Here is a 24,396-nt window from a genome sequence, read left to right as displayed (position 1 = left end):
CGGGCCTTTTTATTTCTAGTTATAAGTTTTCATTTGTCCTGAATTAAAACGTGCTAAATAGTCATTCACTTTTGCTTTAAGTAGATTAGAAAAACAAATCATCCCAATAATATTAGGGAAAGCAATTGAAAGTAGCATTAAGTCTGCAAAGTCTAGAACATGACCAATCTTAAGAACTGGCCCTATAATAATAATGAAGACATAACAAAGACGGTACATCTTTACACTTTTAAATCCAATTGATTTTTCAAATAGAAATAAAGTTGCTCTTTCGCCATAATAAGACCAAGAAATAACAGTTGAGTACGCAAAGACACAAATTGCCATCAGTAGACAATACGGGGCCCAATCCCCCAGTGTTGAAAAAGCATAAGCTGTCATCTCAACACCCTTGCCAGCAACATCAGGGTTTTCATAAGCACCAGTTATAAGAAGAGTAAGAGCAGTAATCGTACAAACAATATGTGTATCAATAACTGGACCTATCATTGCAACAACACCTTCTCTAACAGGCTCACTTGTTTTAGCGGCCGAGTGAGCAATGGCCGCAGAGCCTAGCCCGGCTTCATTTGAGAATGATGCTCTTTGAATACCAACGAGCATTACTGCAAAGGCACCACCAAAGGCCGCATCAGGTGTCATGGCCTCTCTAAAAATTAATGAAAACATCTGTGGAATATTTTGATAATTAGAAAAAATAATTGCAAGACATGTAAATACATAGAAAGCACACATTATCGGTACTAATTTTGAAGTCACATTACCAATTTTCTTAATACCACCTACTAAAACAATCCCGGCCAAAAACGCAAGAACAATCCCAACAACCCAAGGGGATGAGTCAGGATGTTGATCGGCGATAATCTTAAAGGTTTGATTTGCTTGGAAAAGATTCCCTCCACCAAATGAGGCACCAATAGTCATAATTGCATAAAAGATTCCAAGATACTTTCCAATCCAAGCAACTTTTGTCATTTTAAACATCTGAGTGAGATAAACCATTGGTCCCCCCAGCATGTCACCATTAGAAGTTTTCTGCTTAAACATTTGACCAAATGTTGATGATGCAAATTTCATCGACATTCCAAAGAATGCGATAATCCATAGCCAAAGAACAACCCCTGGTCCACCCTTACCAATAGCTAAGGCCACACCAGCAATATTTCCAAGCCCAACGGTAGCAGAAAGTGCCGAAGTTAGTGCCTGAAAGTGACTAATATCACCCTCATCTTCCGGATTATCATATTTACCTCGAATAACATCTATAGCGTGTTTAAATAGACGAACATTAATAAAGCCCATACGAATCGTAAAAAAGAGTCCACCGAGAACCATCACAAATAATATTAGGGGCATTTTGATAAATGGAATTTCCCAGAATAAAAATGGATAGTACTTTCCGTTAATAATGCCAAAGAAATTGTTAATTCGCTCTTGTAGGTCCATTTCCGTTTGGCCATAATTCTGAGCATAAGTACTTATTCCGATAATAGAAAAAATAAATCCCATCATCGCTCGTGACATTGCGATTTTAATCATTAAACAATCCTTTGTTTTAGTTTTACTCTTTCAAAATTTCTATGTGTGTTTATTGTCTTCCAGTAAATTTTATAGAAACTTTATTGATCTTGTCACCTTTTTTTATTTTCGGGCCTATCAAAATCGTGTATTCTTATTTCTATTAAAGATTTAAAAGGAGTAAAAAGTGAGTAAATTACCAACGCTTGATGAAGCGATTGAAATCGTAAAACCACTTGTGAAGTATTCAACAATTGATAAGCAAAAACATATCGATCTTTCTGTAGCAACAGCAGATAAGAGATTTCTAAGTCAACAGGCCCTAATGGTCATTAAAAATTCAATTGAAGCTGGTCAAGCAGACGAAAAAGAAGTGAATGCTCGCCTAGGGCTATAAGCTTTAAAACTAAGCAGATTTCCTGTTAAGATGTGAAAAACACTTACAGGAATCTGCGAAACTAGAAAAACTGTCTATCACCAATACACCCTTGTAAGCCTTACATCAATTAAAGAATGTCATTATTGAAAGTGCTAAAATCAAAATATGAAAGCACTACTTCTTGCACTATTCATTTCAACTCAGGCGCTTGCAGCAATCCCATTAAGTGGAGATGATGAGAGATCAATTAATGATATCTCTCAAATGCTAAAGCAGAACCAAAGGCTAAAAGAGATGACTAAAAGGCTTAACGTGGCCATTTTGGAATATGCAAATATTAAAGATATTGCAGATCAAGAATATGCTCTAGAGTTAAATGATATGGCCAATGAGCTTACACATTTAAATGATTACGCAAATGAAATTTCACCAGACTACTTAAAAGCATTAGAAGAAGAAATTGAATATATCCATCAAGATCTAATCGAGATGAGATAACCCCCTCCCCCCAATGAATATGAAAAAAAAGACCGAGGTAAACTCGGTCTTTTTTATTTAATCAGCTCTAAGAAATTTTTGAAAGATTAATTTATAATCTTTACCGGAGTGGTCACTAATAAAGATCTCACTCTGCTCGATGGCCATGCCGTAATAGCGAGAGGCCTTATTAATATCAAAGCGATATTGGTATGATCGATATAAATAGTACTTTGAATCATTATGCTTAGTATAGATTCCAACATCGAAGCGATCATCAGAGACAACATTGTAGACATAGTAACGAGAACCAACTAATTCTTGAACCTTTGGAGCTGGCCCAACATTGTTTAATGTATAGTCACACAAAGATTCCATGTAGAGATTGTTTTCAGTAGGAATTTGAGTGATAAAATTCTTAACGACTCCTCTTGTTCCCTTAAAGACTGGGGTCGATTGATAATCGTTAGGAACTTCAATATAGACACCTATATTAGAAATATCTCTTATTGTTGGATCACCATAAACTTTTTGGCGTCGAGAAAAGATAAAATCTTCCGAGAAGCGACTTCTTAAAATATTATCATGATGCTCTTCTAGGCCTTCACACATTTTAGTTAGTCGAGTTAAGCTAACATCAGATAATAGCGTATTTTTAATCTCTAAGGCCTGGCCAGCGCGAATAATACCACGATCACTATCTTCACCTTCACCATAATCATCACAAGAAGAAAAAGTAAGAGCAATTATGATAGGCCACAGTAAACCTATTCTGATTTTTTTAAGCATGAAAAGCTCCAATAGAAATAAACATGTTACTATTCTAACGAATAAAAAGAAGTTGAGTTCTGATAATTTCTTACAACAGACTAATCAATAACCCTGTAATCTGCTTCGATTATGTCTTTATCGTTTGAATTTACTGATTGCTGTTCATCTTGTTGACTATAAGTAGAATGGACATCGTGATGCTTTCTTTGGGCCGAAGGCTTTGAACCAGAAAGCACCCCAGAATTTCGTAGAAGTTTTCTTATCTGAATAAAGATAAAATAGAAAATGGCGGCCTTAATTAATGCTGCAAACATAGTTAAAATCTAGCATAAAAGTGACCAAAATATCATTAAAAATCTTAACTACGTGAAATTATTTTGTTATAGTGAGAGCAATTTAGATTTATATAGTTAAAGAAGTAGGTATCATATGACACAAAAATTAAATCTTGTTCACTGGGCCGATATGACGGCAGATCGCATTATCCGCCAACATGGTGACAAAAACGACTACGTTGTCGCCAGCGGAATTACACCATCCGGTGTTGTTCACTTTGGAAACTTTAGAGAGGTAATAACAACAGACTTAGTAGCACGTGGACTACGTGCTCGAGGCAAGAATGTTCGCTTTATCTTTTCTTGGGATGATTACGACACGTTTAGAAAGATTCCAGCAAACCTTCCTAAACAAGAGGAATTAGCTCAGTACCTATTTCAACCAATTGTTGATACGCCAGACCCATTTGGAGAACATGATAGCTATGCTGCTCACCACGAGCACAACTTCGAAGAACAACTTAGAAAAGTTGGTGTAGACGTTGAGCCGATCTATCAGGCAAAGAAGTATCGCGCCGGTGATTACAAGGAACAGATTAAGCTTGCTCTTAATAAGAGATTTGAGATTCGTGATATCCTAAACCAATACAGAAAAGAACCATACGGTGATGACTACTATCCAGTATCTGTTTACTGCGAAAAGTATAAAACCGATAAAACGACAATTCTTTCATGGGACGGAGAAAGCAAGTTACGTTACAAGCATAATGAACATGACTATGAAGGTGAAATCGATATTAATACGACAAGTCTTGCAAAGCTTCCATGGCGTGTTGATTGGCCAATGCGATGGGCATTTGAAAAAGTTGATTTTGAACCAGGTGGAAAGGATCACTCTTCTCAAGGTGGCTCTTTTTCAACAGCAAAAGACATTGTAAAAATCTTTGATTGGGAAGCACCTATCTACCTTCAATATGATTTTGTTTCGATAAAAGGGCTTGGTGGAAAAATGAGCTCTTCGAAAGGTAATCTTGTTACAGTAAATGATATCCTTAAAATATATGAACCTGAAATGGTTCGATGGATTTTTGCCTCATATAAAACAAATGTGGACTTTGCAATTTCATTTGACCTTGATGTTCTTAAAACTTATGAAGATTACGATCGTCAAGAACGTCTGGCCTATGGGCTTGAGCAAGGAAACGAAAAGAAAGTTGCGATGGCAAAAAGGGTAATTGAACTTTCTCAAATTGGAGATCATCCAGCTGAATGTCCATTCCAACCATCATTTAGACATCTTTGTAATGTTCTTCAAATTAATGATGGTGACATTGAAGCTGCTCGCGTGTTCTATGCTGATCAAATAAAAAATAATAGAGACGAAAGACGCTTTAGAGAAAGAAGTGCTTGTGCTCTTTATTGGTTACAAGAAAATGCTCCAGAAGAATTTAAATTTGCTATCAATAAGGAAGCTGTTGATATGCCTCTTGAGCAAAATGTTCGCACATACCTTGATAAGTTAGTTGCTCTTTGTGAGTCTGAGTGGGACTCAATTGCAGATGATAAAGAGTTCAATGATAAGATGTATGAAATTATGCACGAGCTAGAACTTAAGCCTGCAGATATTTTTGCACCAATTTATCAAAAACTAATTTCACGTGAAAAAGGACCAAAGCTTGCAGGATTTATCCGTACAATTGGTAAAGAGCGTGTGATTAAACTTTTAAAGTAATCAATACTTACTTAAAGATTTTTTTAAATACTAGGCCATCCTTTGCGATGGCCTTTATTTCAATGGGATAATCCCTAAATTGTTTCAAACGTCGCGCAACCTCAAGATCACTCTTAGACAATAAGCACAGTTTAAACTTATTTCTATCGATATAACATGGGCTTAAATGAGTGTGGCCAATCTCGGCCTTAATTATCTCTAGGCCACTCTTACGTGCTTGGGATTCAAGCTCCAGCATTTCGTTCATGATCGTCTTATAATCAGAAACACTTTGCGAATTTCCTTTAATCATTTTTGATTCTAAAATTACATCACCGGCCAAGTGAAAGCGAATTTTCATCACTTCCCTTTTGATGACCCCATAAAGAGCATAGGAATGGCGCAAAAGTTTTCGGTCCCAATCCGTTGGACTACAAATTAACTGATCATTGCAGTAGACTTGTTGGCCCACAGTTTTTAAGTTTACATACTCATTGCTTAAGGCGTGAATTTTGACTCGATCAAAGAAGCTCATTTCCATAGAGAAGTGATCGGCGGGACAAAAAACAAGTGTGAATAAATTTTAAATATTGATCATAATCGGCAAAATAGTGACATTAGGGGCCCAAAACCAATGTATTTTTGTAAAATATATCAATTTTAAATGTCATTTTTTGTGAAAAGTCTTAGAATTTCTTACATTCGGCCTATATTCTGTCTCACTAAATTATTGAAATTGTCACTTTTATTCTTTGTACATAAAACTAACTTAACAAAATAAAAGAAACGAGAGGGGTTTTATTTATGAAAAAAATTTTAGTTGCTGCTGCTTTAATAGTTACATCTGCAATGGCCATGGCCGAGACTTGTCATGTTGATATGGTTGCCAGAAATGGACGCTCAATTGATAAATTCTCATCGTATGATTACAACTTTGAAGCTGCTTGTCGCCAAGCGATCAGGCAATGTACACGCGAACAGGATAGAAGGTCATATGACCGCGTTGTAGCTCGTGCAACATGTACAGTTACTTCAAGAAGGCCTGTACCACCACCATACCAAAGAAAAGAAGTATGTTCATTTAATCTAGTTAACACACAAAATGGAAGAATTGTTAATACATTTACGGCTCAAGCTAATGACGAGTACAAAGCTTGTCGAAAAGCAGATGATAAGTGTTTTGATGCAAGATACACAAAGCAAAATCCATGGAAGTTCTCTTGTGAAAAGGTTCGTGGAGGCTCTAGGCCACCAAGACCAAACCCAACTGTAACAAGATTTTGCACTATTGATAGAATCACAAATGGAACAATCTCAGGCCGTGTTGTTCAAACATACACTTCAAGTGCAACAGCGAGCACAGCATATGAAGCAGAAAGTCGTGCATGTCAAAAAGCAACAAGTGATTGCGCAATGGATGCAAGGTATAGCCACCGTCGTGACACTTGCATAAGAAGATACTAATCTAAATGTTTTTCAATAAATCTAATACTCCATTAGATTTTGGTTGTATGAAGGGGGCGCCTTTTCCAGGGCGCCCTCTTTGCGTTTTGGGCATATTTTGATAGGATAACTTCATATAAAGTGAGGTATTCAATGACAAATAATGTCTATATAAACCGCCGTAAAAAGCTACTAGAAATGATGGATGACGGAATTGCAATTATTGCTTCCGCTACATACGCTCATAAGAGCAATGACACTGAGTTCCCATTTCGTCAAAACTCAAATTTTCGTTATTTAACAGGTTTAAATGAAGCCGATAGTGCTCTTATCCTTTCGAAAAAAAATGGTGTTGAAAAACAGATTATCTTTGTTCGCCCAAAAGATGAAATTGCAGAAATGTGGGCAGGAAAAAGACTTGGGCCAATAAAAGCAAGTGAACTTCTGGGCACTGATGAAGGCCACTCGATTGAAGAGCTTGATAAGAAACTAGAAGAGCTTCTTCCTGGCCATAAGAATCTATACGTTCACCTAAGTGAGCGCACTGATATTGCGGATAAGGCAAGAAGAATTGCTAGTTCTTTATTTCACAAGAAAAGAGCGCAACAAGAGCTTCCACCAGATACATTTAAAAATGTCGGCCACTTAATCGAAAAGATGCGTTTTATTAAAGATGAAACAGAAATCGCCACAATGAGAGAAGCAATGATCGTTACAGATCGTGCTCACCGTGCGGCCATGGCACTTGCTCGCCCAGGAGCGACAGAACAAGAAGTAAATGCACTTATGACTTACCTTTTTATGAAAGGGCCTAGTCAAGGAAGTGCATACGATAATATTATCGCAGGTGGAAATAACGCAAATTGCTTACACTATATCAAAAACGATGAAGTTCTAAATGATGGAGACCTTCTTCTTATCGATGCAGGAAGTGAGCTAAATGGTTATGCAACAGATATCACAAGAACTTTCCCAGTTAGTGGAAAGTACACAGGGATTCAAAAGGAAGTTTATAATATCGTTCTTGAATCACAACTTGCGGCCATTGAATTATCAAAACCGGGTAATAACGCAACAATGCTTCATAATAAAGTTAGTGAAATCCTAACTCAAGGTCTAATTGACCTTAAGGTTCTTGAAGGAAGTGTTAGTTCAAATATTGAACAAGCAAATCACAGAAAGTACTTCCCTCACGGAACAGGTCACTGGCTAGGTCTTGATGTTCACGATCAAAACCCATACTTAATTGAAGGGACAAAAGATCCAATGACTTTCACAAAAGGTTGTATCTTTACGATTGAGCCAGGACTTTACTTCAATAATGAATTCTCAAATATTCCAGAAGAATTAAAAGGAATTGGAATTCGTATCGAAGATAATATTCTTATCACTGATGATGGATACGAGAACCTATCTCACATGATTCCAAAAACAGTTGAAGAAGTTGAAGAAGCTTGTGCAAAAGACGTAAAGGAATTCCTACTGTAATGAAAACGACAAATCTTCTTTTAATAACACTTTTTATTTTAATAGGTGTTTCTTGTGCCTCTAATGATAGACGAGATGATGAAATTCATCTCGTTCATTGGAATATTAAGGAACTTGATACAGCGAAGCTAAGTAAGAAAAATGATCAACTTACAAGTGTTAAGAATATTCTAGAGAAACTTGATTTTGACTCTATTAGCGTAAATGAAATTCAATACGATCTTCCTAATGGAAAGAATCTCGAAAAGCTCTTAGGTCAATTAAAAGAAGATACAAGTGAGTTTGCCTTTAGCTTCACTCAGGCAAACACTGGGAATAAAGCAAAGAAAGTAAATGGAAAGTACTCTAAAGATCGTAAGAATGCCGACCAAGTAAATTACGGACTTTTTCCTGGTCAGTACTCAACAGGTTTCGCTTCTAAGCATCCAATCAAAGAAGAGATCATCGTAAAGGATCTTCAGTGGAAGGAGTTTAATCCCGCCGCTGACTTTTCAAAGTTTCGAGATGGCGCCGGAAAGAAGCTTCCAAAAGAGATGCAACTTTTTGATAAGAGCTTCACTCACCTCGTCATTGAGGTCGCAGATAAAGAAGTTCATCTTATTCTTCTTCACACAGTTCCAAGTTATCACTTTGGTAATCGTCAGACGCCAAATTATGAAAGAAACCGTGACCAACTTCGTTTTCTTGAGTGGTATGTAACTGGTGCAACAAATTTCAATGTGAAGCTGCCAAAGAAGTATGCTCACTTAAAACCAATTCATAAAGAAGATCGAGTGATCATCATGGGTGATTTCAACACTTCAATTTATATGAATAATCCTGGCTCTGTTGTTCTTAGAAGATTATTTAATCACCTAAGTCCTTGGCTCAAAAATCCAGGGCCAACAAATGAGCGCCAAACTTTTGCCGCCAATCGTAATCCACTAACACTAGATTATATTGCTTACAGAGGCCTAAAGCTTATGGATGCTGGAATCTATAACCCAGAGACTCTTGTTAATAAGGGCAATGTCTTTTGTACGCCACCAAGTGAGCTACCAAAGTATATGGTTAAAGGATTAGATAAGCGTGTGACTTGTATTGACGACGATGCCATTGAGCTTAAGAAAGCAAGTGATCACTTCCCTATTTGGGCAACGTTTAGACTTTAAAAATGGGCCAAGTAGTTTAGCTGCCTCATATGTCGAATCGGCATTACTAAAGTGATATTCAGAACCTAGTGTAGTGTAATCAAATTCATATGGATATTCCCTTAGTTCGGCCTGCGCTGAAGGAAAAAGTGAAACTGATAATACTATAGCAAGAAGTGCTCTCTTCATATTTATCTCCTCGCAAGTAATTTCAGGGAGAATATCACGCTCCACAACTAAGTATTAAAATAATGTTCAAACTTTAGAAAGCTAGGTATCTTAAACTTGGCGATTTAGAATAAACCCACCAATAAGCTCAAGAGGCCTGATCGTTTCAGCTAAGCGCTCTTCATTGAATCCACGTGCAATTAATTCAGTGCGGATTTCATGAAGGATATCGCGGGCCTCATCAATTAGTGCCTTTGCCTCATTTTTGATATTGAAAACACTTCCAGCGATCTCATCGAGATTAACGATATCCTTTAGCTCGCCACCTTTCTGATAGGCTTCCATCTTAAGAGGATTGGCCGCAAGATAGTCATAGACAACAGAGTTAACTAAGTTTTGCTCAAGATCGAGATGAGCATCTTTCAAGCTCTCTCCATCACTAAAATCAAGAGTGTCATCGATCATCTGGAAAGCAATACCAATTAAGTGTCCAAAGCGTGCGGCCTTAGCTGCCAACTCTTCATCTTCAACACCAAGGTAGGCCCCAGACCAACAGCACCACCCCATCACAGAAGCAGTTTTGTGGAAGGCGATATTTTCAATAACTTCTTTTGAATATTTACGAGACTCAAGAGCATCAGACTGAACCCATTCTCCAATGGCAAGGTCTTGAATAACTTGAGACATACTTTGTAGAACTTTAATTGAACCAATTTTTGAGAGACTTAAGATAACGTCTGCCAGAAGGTAGTCTCCAGCAAGCACGGCCTTCTTATTTGATGCCTCAACATTAATTGAAGGATTTCCACGCCTTTGCGTTGCACCATCGATAACATCATCGTGAGCAAGTGAAGCAGCGTGGACCATTTCAATCGCACGAGCACAAATCGTCACATCCTCTTTCTCACGCGCATTAAAAAAATCTGCCATTAAAAATGTCAGCATTGGGCGCAGGCGTTTTCCACCAGATAAAACAGTTTTAGCGAGAACTTCCTTAATGGATTTAAGGCAGTTTTCAGACTTAATATCAAGGTCAATATTGACCGCTTTCTCTAAAATTTGTGGAGGGATGCTTTCAAAAAATTCGTTCATAGTTTTTTCCGTTTTAATAGTAATACCACTTGTCGAAAGGGGCCGTAAATGATTAATATAACGCAAATACTATTGATAAGCACTGCACTGCAGAAGGACTGATTAAATATGAGCAATAAAGAACTTGCTACAAGAAAAACGAAGTCATTTGAGATCTTTGATAAGATCGCTGGTACATACGATTTACTAAATCACATCCTTTCATTTGGTATTGATATTTACTGGCGCAAGGTGGTTATTGCCAACCTTCCAAAGAGAGAAAAACTACAATGCCTAGACCTTGCCTGTGGAACGGGGGATCTTACAATTGCACTTGCCCGCGCAAAAAATGTCGAGAGTGTTACAGGAATTGATCTATCGAAAGGTATGATTGAAATTGGAAAGAAGAAAATCGTCGCAAAGAAGCTAGATCATAAAGCAAAAATGCAAATTGGTGATGGAGTAGAAATTCCTGCGGCCGATGAAACATTTGATGTCACAAGTGTAAGCTTCGGTATTAGAAACTTCCCTGATTTCAAAAAATCTCTACAGAATATGTACAGAGTTATACGTCCAGGTGGAAGAAGCTTTGTTCTTGAGTTTTCAATTCCAAAGAATTTTATCTTTCGTGGAATTTACTTCTTCTACTTCAGATACTTACTACCATTTGTTGGAAATTTAATTTCAAAGCATAAAGATGCCTACACATATCTGAATCAAACTGTAGAAGACTTTCCATATGGACAGGAATTTGCGGACGAAATGACTAAGGCAGGGTTTAAGAATGTCAGATTTATTACTCTAACATTTGGAATTGCCACTCTTTACATTGGAGAGAAGTAATTGCGATTATCTGCTAATAACCTTCAAATTGATATCATCAATGCCTTGATTAAGCTTGATTGCTCAAGTGAAGATTTAATCAAAGGCAGTGAGTATAGCCTCTATAAGTTTGAAGCTGGCTTTAATAATATTTCATCTATTATTGATCACTTTCAAACTTTTAAGAAGTTTTACTTTTTAAACAAGGACAAGGACACGGAAATCTTGGCCCTTGGTTCATGGCGTGACTTCAACTCTCTTTATCACTATGAAGACATTGAACGCCTTATTGAGTCACATGAATTCTTAAAAATCTGTGGAGCACAGCGCTTTAAAGCAGAAGCAGACTCCCTCGAATGGCACGGCCTTGAAGACTGCTCGTACTTTATACCAAAGGTTTTAATTGAATCAACTCCTCAAGGAGTCGATATCAATGTAATTCTACCAAACTCATTCTTTGCAGATGAGCAAAACAAGAAACAAGTTTTACACGAGCTAGCGATCACCCTAGATCCAAATCCAAAGCATACTCTTACAGATTATAACCATATTACAAAGAGTATTTCTGAAACGAGTAAGAACCAATGGAACAAAATTGTGAAGGCCGCTGTTTCTAAGATAAATCGTTCTCAGATTTCAAAAATTGTCCTTTCAAGAAAGCTTAAGGTTTCTTTTAAGAATCCAATTTCTTCTTATGGACAATTTAAGACCTTAAAAGAAAATAATAGTCATAATAGCTACAATATCTTATTTCAATTTTCTCCTCACCAGTGCTTCTATAGCGTCACACCTGAGACTCTATTTAAACTTGATGGTAGAAAAATCTTTATTGATAGTCTTGCGGGGACGACAAAAAGAGGTGCAAATAAACAAGAGGACGATGCTCTTGAGCAAACACTTCTAACAAATACAAAAGAACTAGAAGAACATAGACATGTCTCTAGCTATATTGAAGACACTCTTGCTAATCTTGCAAGTGATATTGAAATCACAAAGAAAGAGCAAATCTTAAAGCTTAAGTATATTCAGCATATTCATACTAAGTATGAGGGCGTCTTAAATGAAAATGCAAAACGTAGTGATCTAATCACTTACCTGCATCCAACTCCAGCGGTAGCAGGGCTTCCAAAGCCATTAGCGATTGAGCTCATTAGTGAACTTGAAACAAACTCAAGAGGACTCTACGCTGCTCCAATTGGTTATTTCTCCAAAGACAAAACTGAATTTGCGGTAGGACTAAGATGTGCCCTTGTGGATAAAACAGACCTTCATATCTACGCAGGCTGTGGAATTGTCAAAGATTCTTCGGCCGAAAAAGAGTGGAACGAAACCACAAATAAAATGAAGAACTTCACTGAAGTTATCAAGGCCAAATCATGGACAAATTTCCACTAACAGAAAATCTTTCAAGACTTTGGGCATCTATTATTGTTGATGAGTTAGCGAAGAACTCAATCACACAATTTTATACAGCACCAGGCATGCGAAATGCTCCAGTTCTTGCAGCAGCTCACTACCATGAGTTAGTTGACACATTCTCATACTTCGATGAAAGAGCACTAAGCTATAGGGCCCTAGGGCGCTCAAAAGTTTCGGACTCAATCCCACTACTTACTTGTACTTCAGGTACGGCCATGGCAAATTTCGCCCCGGCCATTATTGAAGCAAATAAATCGGGGCTTCCACTCATTATACTTACGGCCGATAGGCCAAGTGAGTTAGTAAAAACGGACTCGAATCAGACCATTGACCAACTTAGTGTAATCGCTGATCACACTTGCTATAATCTAAGCCTTGAAGCACCAAATGAAGCATTAAGTGCCACAAGACTTAGAACTTTGATTTCAACGGCCATTGGAAGGGCAAAGATCAATAAAAGACCGGTGCATATTAACCTACCTCTTAGAGAGCCTCTGGACTCCACTTCAAAGTCAATTTCTAAGGATTATTTAGAAAAGGCATTAGAGAGCTTCAATGCAAATGGAGCAAAGGTTATCTCAAGCGCTTATCAAACTTATCAAATGGAGTTTGAGCTAGGACAAAAACTTGTTGAAGCAAAGAATATTCTACTTGTTATTGGTAAGCTTGATGGGAAGAAAGATCTTGAACACTATCAAGACGCTCTGATGAAAATCAAAGTCCCAAAGTATCTTGATCTAACAAGTGGCCTAAAATATCAGTTTTGCCTAGAAGACTACTTAACACCTAATTTTGATCATCCAGAAGTCTTAGATGTCTATGAGCAGAATCCGCCAGATATCATCATTCATATTGGTGGCCGTTTAGTTTCTAAGCACTACTATAATTACTTAGAAAGAAATAATTGTGAACTTATCCACGTGACAAATGTAGATTTTGATCATGACCCTGGTTTCTCAAATACACATAAAATTATTTGTGACCCACTCTCATTTCTAAATGGACTTGTGAAGCTTGAATTAAACCAAGCACCACCTGTGATGTGGCACGACTTTGTCGAGAAGAAAAGGGCCATCATTGAAGAAGAAGAGCTAACTCAGCCTTTTATTTCTAAGAATATCATTGAAAATATTGACGATAATTACGACCTACTTGTCGGTAATTCAACTATAGTTCGCAGTTTTGATAATTTTGTTTCTAGCAGCTATAGATCAAATGTTAATGTTTTTAGTAATCGCGGTGTAAGTGGTATCGAAGGTTTTGTTGCAACTCTTGTTGGACTTAGTGATGAGAATAATAAGCCAAAACTTCTTGTACTTGGTGACATCTCTTTTAAACACGACTTAAATTCCCTTTACATGCTTGAAGAAGCGGCCAATGCCGGAAAAAACCTAACCGTTATTATTATCAATAATTTCCAAGGTGATATTTTTAATCTTCTTCCAATATCAAAGGAAAAAGAATTTCTTCCTCTTCTGACAACACCACACAAAGACCGTTTTGATCGTATTATCAAAGCATTTGATGGTCTCACTTATCAATGTTGTGAAACAAAGAATGACTTTAATAAACTTGTGGCGGGGGCCTTAAGTAGTAAGGGTGTTAATATCATTGAGGCCATCACTAATAACGAGTCAAACTTGGCTCTCTTTAAAAAATTAAAAACAGTAAAAAGGTAAAATAATGAGTCAACTTGTAAAAGGATTTATAACTGCAGCAAGGCCCAAGACATTACCGGCCGGGGCCTCTCCGGTTATCATGGCCACTGCGGCCGCATATTTTGACCAAGGTAATATTAGTTGGATCGTATTTACGATAACACTGCTTTGTACTCTCCTTTTACAAATCTCTTCTAATCTAATTAATGATTACTACGACACCCAAACAGGTGTTGATACACAAGAGCGCTTAGGCCCAGAGCGTGTCACAAGCACAGGACTTGTAAGTCCACAGACAGTAAAGAAATTTTTCATCGCTACATTGGCCATGGCCTTCTTACTTGGAATCTTTCTCATGAATGTTGGAGGACTACCAATTATTATTGTTGGCCTTGCTTCAATCATTGGTGCTTACGCCTACACAGGTGGCCCTTTCCCACTATCTCACTACGGACTTGGAGAGCTTCTAGCTCTTGTATTCTTTGGCAATATTGCAGTATGTGGAGCTTACTATCTTCAGGTGGGCACAATTAATGATTCAATTATCCTTCTTAGCCTCTATCCGGGCCTACTAAGTGCGGCCATTATGGCCATTAATAATGCTCGAGATATCGAAAGTGATAAGGCCGCAGGCAAGCTAACACTTGGGATTTTACTTAATAAAATGATTATGAAGAAAACCTCAAGCTGGCTGCCTTTAATCTTTGTTGCCATTGCTTTTGTTATCCTATGTGGACATTCTATCCTTATTCTTAGTAGTGGCCAGGCCGTGGCCGTGGATATAATTCTTTTCATTTTAACTTTAGTATTTTTAAAAACATGGACGTATCCTATTAAGAATGGGCCATCGCCGGCCTATAATGAAAGTCTTGCTCGTACAGGCAAATATCTTTTCATTTCAACTCTTATTTATAGTGGGGCCATGTGGCTAAGTTAGTCCTTAGACCTATATACAAAGAAGTTCATAATATGCGCTTAGCACTTAAGGCCCGTGCTAAAGAATATAAGAAGATTGATTATTTTGAAGTAGAAGTCTACATTGAAGGAGAAGTCTTTACTTCCTATATCACTCAATTTGCCTTCTTCTATGAAAATCAAGAACTCGAACACGAGTATGAAATCGACTATCCCCTCAAAGATTTTACTAACGGCGCCTTATTTGAAGCTCCTCTAATTAATGAGAAGGATATTCCAAATAATGTTATCTTGGCCTTTGAGTATGCTCTTATTAAGTACTACCGAAAGGTAAATGGTCACAATGATTATTTTAATCAGGCCAATAGCGTGAGTATTAATTTACTATTCCAAAAAGGTCTAGACTTAAAATTCAATTCTCATGATATTTTAAAATATAAAATTTCAACGAACTCCAATACTCATGATGTAATTGCAGACCTAAATTCATTGGCAGCAAAAGGTGTTAAACTACGCCTTGATGGAAACCGTAGTCTTGATAGTTCAGTTTTGGAAAGCATCCTTTACAATCTTGAACCTAAGACAATCGATGCTATAGAGTATATTGAAGAACCATTTAGTGATCTCGGACTATGGGCCCAGAGCCTATGGAGTGATCGCATTGCCCTAGCGCTTGATGAGAGTTTTGAGTTTCAGTTTAGAAAGAATATTCCAGAGGAAGTTAATCATATAATACTTAAATTTGGCGTTAATATCAGCGTTTTTGAATTCTTCCAGCTAAGACGCGACAAGAGGAATTGGCAGATTATTGTGACAAGTGGACTTGAGTGCCCTCAATTATTTAACTTTGTTATTCATTTGGCCGCTTTAGAAAATAATTCCGCAGGCCTTTCGACCTTCAATTTCTACCAAAATGGGTTAAAATTATTTAAAGAATTTCAACCTGAAAAGAGTTTGCTAATAGCAAGGCCTCTTTAATCCCTGTGTTGAAGAATTTTAACAAATATTAAGGAGAAGTTATGTTTAAAGTACTAGGTCTAACAGCGCTACTAATTATGGGTTCTTGCTCATCATTTCAATCAGATAAGTCTGGTAAGTCTTGTGATCGTGCGCAAAAGAGCTGTTGCGCTAAAAAGAAAAAAGATTGCAAAGAATCTAAAAAATGCGATGGAAAGTCATGTGATCGCAAGAGCAAAAAAGCTCATAAGAAATCATAAGTTAAATCTTAGTAATCGATTCTATCGATCATGTAATAGAGGGCCTGCACATTTTGCAGGCCTTTTTTTTACCCCAATTCGAGTTATAATACTGGCAGGAAAAGGAGTTTTTCATGAAAAAATTTATCTCTCTACTTACCCTATCTACACTAGTTTTATTTAGCACGTCATGTTCTTCAAGCACAACTCGCGATGTCGCTTCAGAGCGAAAAGATTGTAAGGAAACATCTGTTCCTGACCACGAACAATATTACGAGAATTACGAAGACTGTAATCAGCTTTAAAAAAGCTATTAAAGACAAATTTATATTGTAAGTAATTCATACTTAACACAATTCTGTTTTTACACTTTGTCACTTAATTGATACATCTCTCTTATTAATTCGCCAATTTATAAGCCTATTTGATAAGAGAGAGTAGACAATGTTTAAAAGATCCCTACTAATTTCACTTTTACTACTTAGTAGTATTACGGCCCAAGCCTACGACTTTAATGTTCGTGCCTTCATGGTATTAGACCTGATGACACTGGAGAAGATCGGTGGCAACAGCACTCGTGCTGAAATGGGTTACGGAACTGCTGATATTAAAGTTTATTTCAACCACGAGCAGTGGAGCGCAAAATTCAAACTTGATATTGATGCAACTGAAGAAGCAGGGACAACTGTTGACCTGATGGAGGAGGCCCTCCTTACTTATCGTTTCAACAATAATTGGAAGCTTACTGGTGGTAAGGGAAAAGTTCCTTTCTATACAATGCACTTTGGTATCACTGAAAGAAATCTAATGGACGGTGGATATCTTACTCAAACATACTCAGGAATGAGAGCTGGATACTTCAAAAGAAAGTATCTTCTTACTCTTCGTTACGGTGGTTGGAGACAAGGTCAAACTCACGATGTGACTTTCTTTGGTTCAAACCAACAAGTAAGACGTGACAGAGATAATCAGTCGATTCCATACCTTGGTGGAGATCCGACATCTGAACTACAATATGACACTGAAAGAACTTTCAATACGAACTTCCAAAGAGGTTTTGCTTATAAGGGACGTTACAACCCTACTCAAAATCACGAGATCATCGTAGGTGCTTTCACTTACTGGCGTGATATTGACCCAGAAGCAGATCATGGATACTCACTTGCCTACCAATATGAGAATAATAGCTGGGCATTTTGGACTGAAGGACTATTTGGTTACTTCTCAAAACATCCAAATGATCGCTATGCAACTCTTAAGCAAGAAACATATAACGCTCAAGTTGGTTTCCTTTATAAGATCGATGACAAGTGGGCCGCAGGGATTAATGCTGAGTACTCATTTGTTTACGACCTAGCTCACGATAAAGACGATTACTCTGCTGACCCAACCACAGGTTTCGGTCAGTCGAGATACAACGACGGTAATGTAAGTCGAACAACAATCTATAAGCTAGATATCGGTGCACAATACAAATTATCAAGAAAAGTACAACTTAATGGTGGTTTCCTTGTAGAGCGCCAATACAGAGAAGAAACAAATACATCAACAGATGGTAATGCGGACGAAACGAACGGATACGCAATTAACTTCTCACTAAGCACTTGGCTTTAGGCCCAGTACTTAGAGCTTAAAAGTTTTACTTATTTAAGTTATCTTAACTAACAATCAATACGATACATCTCCTAAAATGAATTAATTTAGGAGGTGTATCGTGGCCATCGAACAATTTATCATTATTTTATTTATTGGTGCCATTTCTGGCTGGTTAGCAGGAAGTCTCTACCGCGGAGAAACCTTTGGCCTTGTGGGTAATATCATTGTGGGTATTATGGGCTCCTTCGTAGGAAGCTTCACATTCCACCTGGTAGGCTTTGCAAGTTACGGCCTTATAGGAAGTATCGTTATCTCCACCATTGGTGCAATCGTCTTTTTAGCGACTCTTCAGCTCTTGCAGAAGTTGTGAAGATATTGCGTAATATCTGCTAATTATCTGGTAGACTAATCGTAGAGCTGTGACTAAAATACGCCACATGGGCCTAATGTTTATATTTCCAGTATCAAAAGAAGAAAAAGATCGTATCACTATCAACGAAGAGGGATTAACTCTTAAGACCTACGGACTGCCGATGGTTTTTTGGGGCTACCTTCTAGCAGCTGCAACAGTCGTCATTGCTATGTTTATTGGCGTTAAGGGACCGATGATTAAGCTATATAACACTGGAGATAGTATCAACCAGGCACTCGTTATTGCTGTTGCGGCCACACTATTTCTAATTCCATTTATTACACTTAGTTTCTATATGTATGAGAAATTCATAACAAAGCAAGGTGATAAGCTTATTCTAAAGCACAGAATTTTCTTCATACCAGTTTATAAAAAGACTTATAAGCTTGAAGCAAAGGATGCTTTCTCAATCGACCACTTCATGGACTCTCCAAATGTGGCAAAGATGAAGCAAGATCCGACAATGCGTGGATTTGAAAACAAGGGCTACTTTCAACTTTTTGCTAAGCTTGATAGTGGAAAGTATATTTTTGTGGATCGTTCAAATAGAAAAGCGGACCTGAAAAAGATTCAGGCCTTGCTATCTGAGTTTTAATTTAACAATTTTTGATTGGTTTTTATTCTTTGTCGTCTTCTTTATAGTTTTGACGAATTGTTTTAGGGCGGCGTCCACCACCTAGGCGCTTTTCTTTTGAACTGTCACGTCCTTCACGCTCCCAGTGGTTCTTCCATTCCTCTTTCTTAGAGTTCTTTTCTTCCCACTTTGCTTGGCGCTCAGTCATAACCTTTTCAACTTCGTCTTTCTTTCTTACTTTGAAGTTTCCAGACTGCTTAAGCTTTGAAAGCTTTTCATTAACAACTTTCTTATTCTTAGCTTCACGCTTGGCCTCAACACCTGCTTTTGTGTGCCCAGACATATCCACAGTAACTTCACCATTAACGATTGTCTGGCAAGACATACGCTCTTTAGTGATGTGAAATACATTTCCTAAAAGTTTTTGCTCAACTTCCGTCGGCTCATTTAGGTTATCTCCTCCAGCAGTGATTCTCACAATACAATCTGTACATGTACCGTGTCCTCCACAACTAGAGTTAACATAAACTCCATTCTTCTTTAGATGCTCTAGTAGAGACATCTCATCATCAACGTAAATGGTCTCATTTGATGGAGTAAGATTAACTTTGAACATTTTAAGCCTTCATTAATTTTATTGAGAACGAATAACTCGATTAAACGGTCTTCTTGATCTTATTCTCAATGGTTTCTAAAATTTTTCCTTTAAGAGGCTTTAGCATAAAAGATAGGTCAAGATCAACTAGACAGTAAGAATCTTCAAACTTTAGCTTCAATTCAAAGCCTTTTCCTTTAGCTTGCATGGAAAAATTACCATCATCTGTTATAACATCAGCTTTTACATTGAATTTTGCCACATACTCAGGTGTAACGGCCTGCTTACCAAGATTATAGGCCTCTTCTTGATTTGAAGCCTGATTATAGTTCACCTTTAAACTCATCGTAATAATCCTTATTTTATTATTTTGTTACTTTGTTCCTGTTGAACCGAAACCTCCGGCCCCTCTTTCAGTATCAGTCAATTCATCCACGGCCGAGATTCTGGCCTGCCAAACTGGTGCCATAACCATCTGAGCAACACGCTCACCATGCTTAATAATGAAGTCTTCTTTACCAAAATTTCCAAGGATGATTTTAACTTCGCCGCGATAATCGCAATCGATTGTCCCAGGCGAGTTAACAACAAGAAGGTCTGTTTTAAACGAAAGTCCCGAACGAGGTCTGATTTGAACTTCATACCCATGAGGGATCTCAAAGCTTAAACCAGTTGGAACAAGAACACGAGCACCTGGAGCGATGACAAGGCCATCTTTGTTCTCAAGATGAGCACGAAGATCTGCTCCCGCAGCTCCAGTTGTTTCATATTGTGGAAGATCGAAGCTAGAGTCGTAATGCTCTAGCTTCTTAACTTTTAAATCAACTACTCTATCGATCATAAGTCTTATTCTGCCTATTAATCTTTTTTGTCACCACGTGGCTTTCTGTCTGCGCGAGGCTTTCTATCACCTCTTGGCCTACGATCACCTCTGTCACCATCTCTTGACTCACGTGGCTCACGCTTTGGAGCATCTTTTTGTGCTTCAGCTTCAGTCTTTCCGTCTTTTCTCTTAAGAGCTTCAACTGCTTTGATTGAAAGCTTAGCACGTCCCATTTTATCGATTTCAAGAACCTTAATCTTTACTTCTTGACCTTCGTCTAAGTAGTCAGCAGCATCAGTGATTCTATCTTCAGCAATTTCAGAAATGTGAACAAGTCCACCAACACCTGCAGCGATATCAACAAATGCACCATAGTCTTTAAGAGAAGCAACTTTAGCTTCATATACTTTTCCAACTTCAGGTCCATTCATTTGTAGAGCAACTAGTGACATACACTCATCAATCATCTCTTGGTTAGTTGAGATGAATTTAGTTGTTCCATCTTCCTCAATTTCGATAGTAAGATCGAAATCCTCTTGAAGCTTCTTAATATTCTTTCCACCAGGACCAATAAGACCACCGATTTGATCTTGCTTGATCTGCATAGTTTTCATTACAGGAACACCGTCTTTAAGAGTTTTTCTTTCAACAGAAATTGTCTTTGCCATCTCTTCAAGGATGTGCAGACGCCCTTCTCTTGCTTGTGCCATTGCACTTTCAACGATTTCTTTAGTAAGACCAGTAATCTTAATATCCATTTGAATTGCTGTGATACCTTCAGTTGTACCAGCAACTTTAAAGTCCATATCACCTAGGTGATCTTCATCACCAAGGATATCTGTAAGGATTTTGAATCTTTCACCATCAGTTACTAGACCCATCGCAATCCCTGCAACTGGTGCAGTTAGAGGAACACCAGCATCCATAAGGGCCATTGAACCTGAACATACAGAACCCATTGAAGAAGAACCGTTAGACTCTAGAACCTCACATACAAGACGAGTTGTATATGGGAAGTCTGTTGGCATAACTGCTTTAAGAGCACGCTCAGCTAGGTTACCGTGACCTTGTTCACGACGTCCAACACCACGTACACCACGTGCCTCACCTACAGAGAATGGAGGGAAGTTATAGTGTAGATAGAATTGGTCTTCTTTTGTACCGATAATACGGTCACTCATTTGAGCACCTTTGCTACCACCAAGAGTAACAGCGGCCATAACTTGTGTTTCACCACGAGTAAATAGTGATGATCCGTGTGGTACTTTTAGAATATCTGTTTCAGTTTCAATAGTACGAACTTCAGCAAGTCCACGTCCAGCAATACGCTTGTCTTCATCAAGAATATCACCACGTAGCATTTCATACATTAGCTCATCAACACCTTTGTATGCTTCTTTTCCAAATGCATCGTCTTCAGTAAGACCAAAGGCCGCCGGATCAGCTGCCATTGCTTCTTTAACTTGAGTTTCGATAGCTTTAACAGCTTTTTGTCTAAGAAGCTTGTCAGTAATCTTAAGAGCTTCACGTGCTGTTGCAGTGAAGTCAGCTCTGATTTTCTCAAGCATTGTTTTATTAGCAGCAGCAGATACGAATTCACGTTTTTCTCTACCAACTTCTTTTTGAACATCTTTAAGGAATGAAACAAATCCTTCGATCTCTTTTTGACCGTAGAAGATTGCATCAAGTACATCTTGTTCAGGAGCAACCTTCGCTTCCCCTTCAACCATAAGAATTGCATTGTCACTTGCAGCAACAACGATTTCCATATCTGATTCTTCCCACTTATCTTGATCTGGGTTGATAACAAATTCACCGTCAATACGGCCAACTTTACAAGTACCGATTGGCCCTGCAAATGGAATATCAGAAATAGTAAGGGCCGCAGAAGCACCGATTGCTGCAAGAACCTCCGGGTCACCTTCAGGTGAGTAAGAGATAACTGTACAAGAAATTACAGTGTCAAACATATATCCTTCTGGAAATAGTGGCCTTAATGGTCTATCAATTAGACGAGCGTTAAGGGTCTCACCTACTGAAGGACGACCTTCTCTTTTAAGGAATCCACCAAGGAACTTCCCTGCTGAATAAAATTTCTCAGTGTACTCTACTAGAAGTGGGAAAAAGTCTTGCCCATCTTTTACTTGAGTTGCAGAAGTTGCAGTAACAAGAACTTGTGTACCACCACAAGTTACGATAACTGATGCATCTGCTTGCTTGGCCATACGGCCAGTTTCGATAGTAATATCTTTACCACCGAAGTTGTAAGTAAACTCACGTTTGTTGTTTAACATAAAAACTCCATTTTATATTTTTAAATGTATTTAGAATTTTTTCTTTAAGAATTGAGGATGATCTTGAGAAATCCAAAGAATATGAAAACTTAAAAACTTTATTCGGCTTGTGAGTTCTTAAATTTTAATATCCCTTAAATCCCTAGACTGTCCTTGTCTACTTATCCAAAAAATTCGTTACTTAATTTTAACTTTATAAATAAAAAAAAGGAAGCATAAAGCTTCCTTTCTTTTTATTTGGCTTACTTTCTTAGACCAAGTTTCTTAATAAGTGCTTTGTAGCTTTCTTCGCTGTTAGTAGCTACATACTTAAGAAGACGACGACGACGTCCAATCATCTTAAGAAGACCACGGTTAGATGAGTAATCGTGGATGTGTGAACCAAAGTGAGCTTTTAGGTTGTTAATTCTTGTTGTAAGAATAGCAACTTGAACCGCTGCACTTCCGCTGTCTTTTTCACCTGCACCAAATTCTTTACCAAATTCAGCAACGATGTTTGCAGTTTCTGCTTTTGTAATCATAATTTTCTCCATACTTACCCAAAACCGAGCAAGGAAGTTATTTTCCAGGCCAAGTGAGGGGCGCTATAATTTTGAGCATATTATCTTATAATTTCACTCATGTAAACCTTTAAATTCTCAAGCAATCGGGCCTCAATTTGGCGAATTCGCTCTCTAGAGACCCCATAATCATCGGCTATGGACTGAAGAGAGCGTGGAGCGTCATTTAGAAGTCTTTCGCGAAAGATTTCTTGATCTCTGGGCTTTAGGCCTTGAATGAATTGGTCCAGATTGTCTTGTAATAATTTCAAGGACTGCTGAAACTCAATATCCTCAGCAAAGTCACCAGAGTCAGGCAAAAGGTCCCCCATTGTTGATGATGACTCACCAACTGGAGTATCGATACTGACTTCCGATCCCCCTTCACCTAAGCGCATATCCATCAATGCCACGGCCTTTTCACTCACATCGAGGTTTTGAGCAATTGTCTTGTGGTCTGGCTTGATACCTTGGGCCTCAAGCCGCTCTTTTTCACGCATGAGGTTATAAAAAAGCTTCTTCTGTTCATTAGTTGAGCCTAGCTTTACTAACTTAAAATTATCGAGAATGAACTTCAAAATATAAGACTTAATCCACCAAGAAGCGTAATATGAAAGTTTGGCCCCTTTATCTGGCTCAAAGAGCGAGACGGCCTTCATTAATCCAATATTCCCCTCTTGGATAAGGTCCATCACATTGGAATGAGCACTGCGATACTCCATGGCAATCTTAACAACCAGACGCAGATTTGAGACAACAAGCTTCTTTGCTAATTCGATATCCCCAGATTCACGAAATTGCTTAACGAGTAACTTTTCCTGCTCAGGTGAAAGAAGTTCGTAGCGAGAGATATCTTTTAGGTATTGATTGAGCTTATTGTCGAGCTTAGAAGGAACTGGCAGGTTTGAGGCGAGGGCCGGTAAGGTCTCTTGAATCAACTGAACTTCTTCCTCAATTGTTAGCTTTTTAGTGACGATATCAACATACTCATCTTCATCATCATTTATTGAATGAGGAGTTTCAATAAGAGCAGATTCTTCAACCGATGGAAGAACCTCGACATCGTACTTTACTCTATCTTTACTTTTATTATTGTTATTAACTTTTGCCATTAAGCCTATT

The 24,396-nt window shown here is 38.0% G+C and carries 27 protein-coding genes; 16 read left to right on the top strand and 11 right to left on the bottom strand.

Going from position 1 to position 24,396, the window contains the following annotated elements:
* Positions 1 to 15 precede the first annotated feature (15 nt).
* Positions 16 to 1,539, bottom strand: a complete 1,524-nt coding sequence (locus tag M902_RS06720; protein WP_021266586.1) for a sodium:alanine symporter family protein — start codon at positions 1,537 to 1,539, stop codon at positions 16 to 18.
* 166 nt (positions 1,540 to 1,705) lie between these two features.
* Between M902_RS06720 and M902_RS06715 the strand changes: the two genes are divergently transcribed.
* Together M902_RS06715 and M902_RS06710 are read left to right on the top strand one after the other, a co-directional pair.
* Positions 1,706 to 1,915, top strand: a complete 210-nt coding sequence (locus M902_RS06715) for a hypothetical protein (protein WP_021267132.1) — start codon at positions 1,706 to 1,708, stop codon at positions 1,913 to 1,915.
* Positions 1,916 to 2,062: 147 nt separating this feature from the next.
* Entirely contained in the window at positions 2,063 to 2,395 is a 333-nt protein-coding gene (locus tag M902_RS06710) for a hypothetical protein (RefSeq protein ID WP_021267118.1), read from the top strand.
* 57 nt (positions 2,396 to 2,452) lie between these two features.
* On the opposite strand, the gene M902_RS06705 is transcribed toward M902_RS06710, so the two are convergent.
* Positions 2,453 to 3,163: a hypothetical protein gene (locus M902_RS06705; protein ID WP_021266924.1), complete on the bottom strand. Its 711-nt coding sequence runs from the start codon at positions 3,161 to 3,163 to the stop codon at positions 2,453 to 2,455.
* Between the two features lie 80 nt (positions 3,164 to 3,243).
* Positions 3,244 to 3,459, bottom strand: a complete 216-nt coding sequence (locus tag M902_RS06700; RefSeq protein ID WP_021266863.1) for a hypothetical protein — start codon at positions 3,457 to 3,459, stop codon at positions 3,244 to 3,246.
* A 115-nt stretch (positions 3,460 to 3,574) separates the two neighbouring features.
* Between M902_RS06700 and lysS the strand changes: the two genes are divergently transcribed.
* On the top strand, positions 3,575 to 5,152 hold the full coding sequence (lysS, locus tag M902_RS06695) for a lysine--tRNA ligase (protein WP_021266918.1): 1,578 nt from the start codon (positions 3,575 to 3,577) through the stop codon (positions 5,150 to 5,152).
* 7 nt (positions 5,153 to 5,159) lie between these two features.
* Here lysS and M902_RS16485 read toward each other — a convergent pair whose 3' ends face one another.
* Entirely contained in the window at positions 5,160 to 5,672 is a 513-nt protein-coding gene (locus M902_RS16485; RefSeq protein ID WP_021267021.1) for a hypothetical protein, read from the bottom strand.
* A 263-nt stretch (positions 5,673 to 5,935) separates the two neighbouring features.
* Here M902_RS16485 and M902_RS06685 point away from each other — a divergent pair, with 263 nt between their 5' ends.
* From M902_RS06685 to M902_RS06675, 3 genes are all read left to right on the top strand, one after another.
* Positions 5,936 to 6,595, top strand: coding sequence for a hypothetical protein (locus tag M902_RS06685; protein ID WP_021266838.1), 660 nt, complete (start codon positions 5,936 to 5,938; stop codon positions 6,593 to 6,595).
* Between the two features lie 132 nt (positions 6,596 to 6,727).
* A complete protein-coding gene (locus M902_RS06680) occupies positions 6,728 to 8,062 on the top strand; it encodes an aminopeptidase P N-terminal domain-containing protein (protein WP_021266987.1) in 1,335 nt (444 codons plus the stop codon).
* Positions 8,062 to 9,213, top strand: coding sequence for an endonuclease/exonuclease/phosphatase family protein (locus tag M902_RS06675; RefSeq protein ID WP_021266678.1), 1,152 nt, complete (start codon positions 8,062 to 8,064; stop codon positions 9,211 to 9,213). The genes M902_RS06680 and M902_RS06675 overlap by 1 nt, the downstream gene beginning before the upstream one ends.
* Before the next feature lie 258 nt (positions 9,214 to 9,471).
* Here M902_RS06675 and M902_RS15830 read toward each other — a convergent pair whose 3' ends face one another.
* The gene (locus M902_RS15830) at positions 9,472 to 10,452 is read right to left on the bottom strand and encodes a polyprenyl synthetase family protein (protein WP_021266845.1); all 981 of its coding nucleotides are present in this window, start codon (positions 10,450 to 10,452) and stop codon (positions 9,472 to 9,474) included.
* A gap of 108 nt (positions 10,453 to 10,560) precedes the next feature.
* Here M902_RS15830 and ubiE point away from each other — a divergent pair, with 108 nt between their 5' ends.
* The 10 genes from ubiE to M902_RS06625 all read left to right on the top strand — a co-directional run bounded on the left by ubiE (position 10,561) and on the right by M902_RS06625 (position 19,044).
* Positions 10,561 to 11,274, top strand: coding sequence for a bifunctional demethylmenaquinone methyltransferase/2-methoxy-6-polyprenyl-1,4-benzoquinol methylase UbiE (gene ubiE / locus M902_RS06665; RefSeq protein ID WP_021267126.1), 714 nt, complete (start codon positions 10,561 to 10,563; stop codon positions 11,272 to 11,274).
* A complete protein-coding gene (locus M902_RS06660; RefSeq protein ID WP_021266743.1) occupies positions 11,275 to 12,648 on the top strand; it encodes an isochorismate synthase MenF in 1,374 nt (457 codons plus the stop codon).
* The gene (gene menD, locus M902_RS06655; protein WP_021266864.1) at positions 12,630 to 14,351 is read left to right on the top strand and encodes a 2-succinyl-5-enolpyruvyl-6-hydroxy-3-cyclohexene-1-carboxylic-acid synthase; all 1,722 of its coding nucleotides are present in this window, start codon (positions 12,630 to 12,632) and stop codon (positions 14,349 to 14,351) included. Before M902_RS06660 ends, menD begins: the two co-directional genes overlap by 19 nt.
* Positions 14,352 to 14,355: 4 nt before the next feature.
* Entirely contained in the window at positions 14,356 to 15,267 is a 912-nt protein-coding gene (menA, locus tag M902_RS06650; protein WP_021266624.1) for a 1,4-dihydroxy-2-naphthoate octaprenyltransferase, read from the top strand.
* Positions 15,255 to 16,223: a hypothetical protein gene (locus tag M902_RS06645; RefSeq protein ID WP_040314225.1), complete on the top strand. Its 969-nt coding sequence runs from the start codon at positions 15,255 to 15,257 to the stop codon at positions 16,221 to 16,223. Before menA ends, M902_RS06645 begins: the two co-directional genes overlap by 13 nt.
* Before the next feature lie 41 nt (positions 16,224 to 16,264).
* A complete protein-coding gene (locus tag M902_RS06640; RefSeq protein ID WP_021266923.1) occupies positions 16,265 to 16,462 on the top strand; it encodes a hypothetical protein in 198 nt (65 codons plus the stop codon).
* A 113-nt stretch (positions 16,463 to 16,575) separates the two neighbouring features.
* Entirely contained in the window at positions 16,576 to 16,746 is a 171-nt protein-coding gene (locus tag M902_RS16480) for a hypothetical protein (protein ID WP_021266695.1), read from the top strand.
* Between the two features lie 139 nt (positions 16,747 to 16,885).
* Entirely contained in the window at positions 16,886 to 18,055 is a 1,170-nt protein-coding gene (locus M902_RS06635) for a hypothetical protein (protein ID WP_021267113.1), read from the top strand.
* Between the two features lie 100 nt (positions 18,056 to 18,155).
* A complete protein-coding gene (locus M902_RS16475) occupies positions 18,156 to 18,407 on the top strand; it encodes a GlsB/YeaQ/YmgE family stress response membrane protein (RefSeq protein WP_021266560.1) in 252 nt (83 codons plus the stop codon).
* 49 nt (positions 18,408 to 18,456) lie between these two features.
* Complete coding sequence (locus tag M902_RS06625) at positions 18,457 to 19,044, top strand: hypothetical protein (protein WP_156979738.1); 588 nt, start codon at positions 18,457 to 18,459, stop codon at positions 19,042 to 19,044.
* Positions 19,045 to 19,066: 22 nt separating this feature from the next.
* On the opposite strand, the gene M902_RS06620 is transcribed toward M902_RS06625, so the two are convergent.
* The 6 genes from M902_RS06620 to M902_RS06595 all read right to left on the bottom strand — a co-directional run bounded on the left by M902_RS06620 (position 19,067) and on the right by M902_RS06595 (position 24,386).
* Positions 19,067 to 19,639 (bottom strand): 2Fe-2S iron-sulfur cluster-binding protein, encoded by a 573-nt coding sequence (locus M902_RS06620; RefSeq protein WP_021267011.1) that lies wholly within the window; start codon positions 19,637 to 19,639, stop codon positions 19,067 to 19,069.
* 40 nt (positions 19,640 to 19,679) lie between these two features.
* Positions 19,680 to 19,964 (bottom strand): polyhydroxyalkanoic acid system family protein, encoded by a 285-nt coding sequence (locus tag M902_RS06615; RefSeq protein WP_021266706.1) that lies wholly within the window; start codon positions 19,962 to 19,964, stop codon positions 19,680 to 19,682.
* Between the two features lie 27 nt (positions 19,965 to 19,991).
* The gene (dut, locus tag M902_RS06610; protein ID WP_021266742.1) at positions 19,992 to 20,459 is read right to left on the bottom strand and encodes a dUTP diphosphatase; all 468 of its coding nucleotides are present in this window, start codon (positions 20,457 to 20,459) and stop codon (positions 19,992 to 19,994) included.
* 17 nt (positions 20,460 to 20,476) lie between these two features.
* The gene (gene pnp / locus M902_RS06605) at positions 20,477 to 22,735 is read right to left on the bottom strand and encodes a polyribonucleotide nucleotidyltransferase (RefSeq protein ID WP_021266571.1); all 2,259 of its coding nucleotides are present in this window, start codon (positions 22,733 to 22,735) and stop codon (positions 20,477 to 20,479) included.
* 242 nt (positions 22,736 to 22,977) lie between these two features.
* Positions 22,978 to 23,256 (bottom strand): 30S ribosomal protein S15, encoded by a 279-nt coding sequence (gene rpsO, locus M902_RS06600; RefSeq protein WP_021266633.1) that lies wholly within the window; start codon positions 23,254 to 23,256, stop codon positions 22,978 to 22,980.
* An 80-nt stretch (positions 23,257 to 23,336) separates the two neighbouring features.
* Positions 23,337 to 24,386: an RNA polymerase factor sigma-32 gene (locus tag M902_RS06595; protein WP_021266769.1), complete on the bottom strand. Its 1,050-nt coding sequence runs from the start codon at positions 24,384 to 24,386 to the stop codon at positions 23,337 to 23,339.
* Between the last annotated feature and the right edge of the window lie 10 nt (positions 24,387 to 24,396).

Origin of the sequence: Bacteriovorax sp. BAL6_X (assembly GCF_000443995.1) — a bacterium.
In the GTDB taxonomy this organism is placed as follows: domain Bacteria; phylum Bdellovibrionota; class Bacteriovoracia; order Bacteriovoracales; family Bacteriovoracaceae; genus Halobacteriovorax_A.
This window is presented reverse-complemented; position numbering and strand designations above follow the sequence as displayed.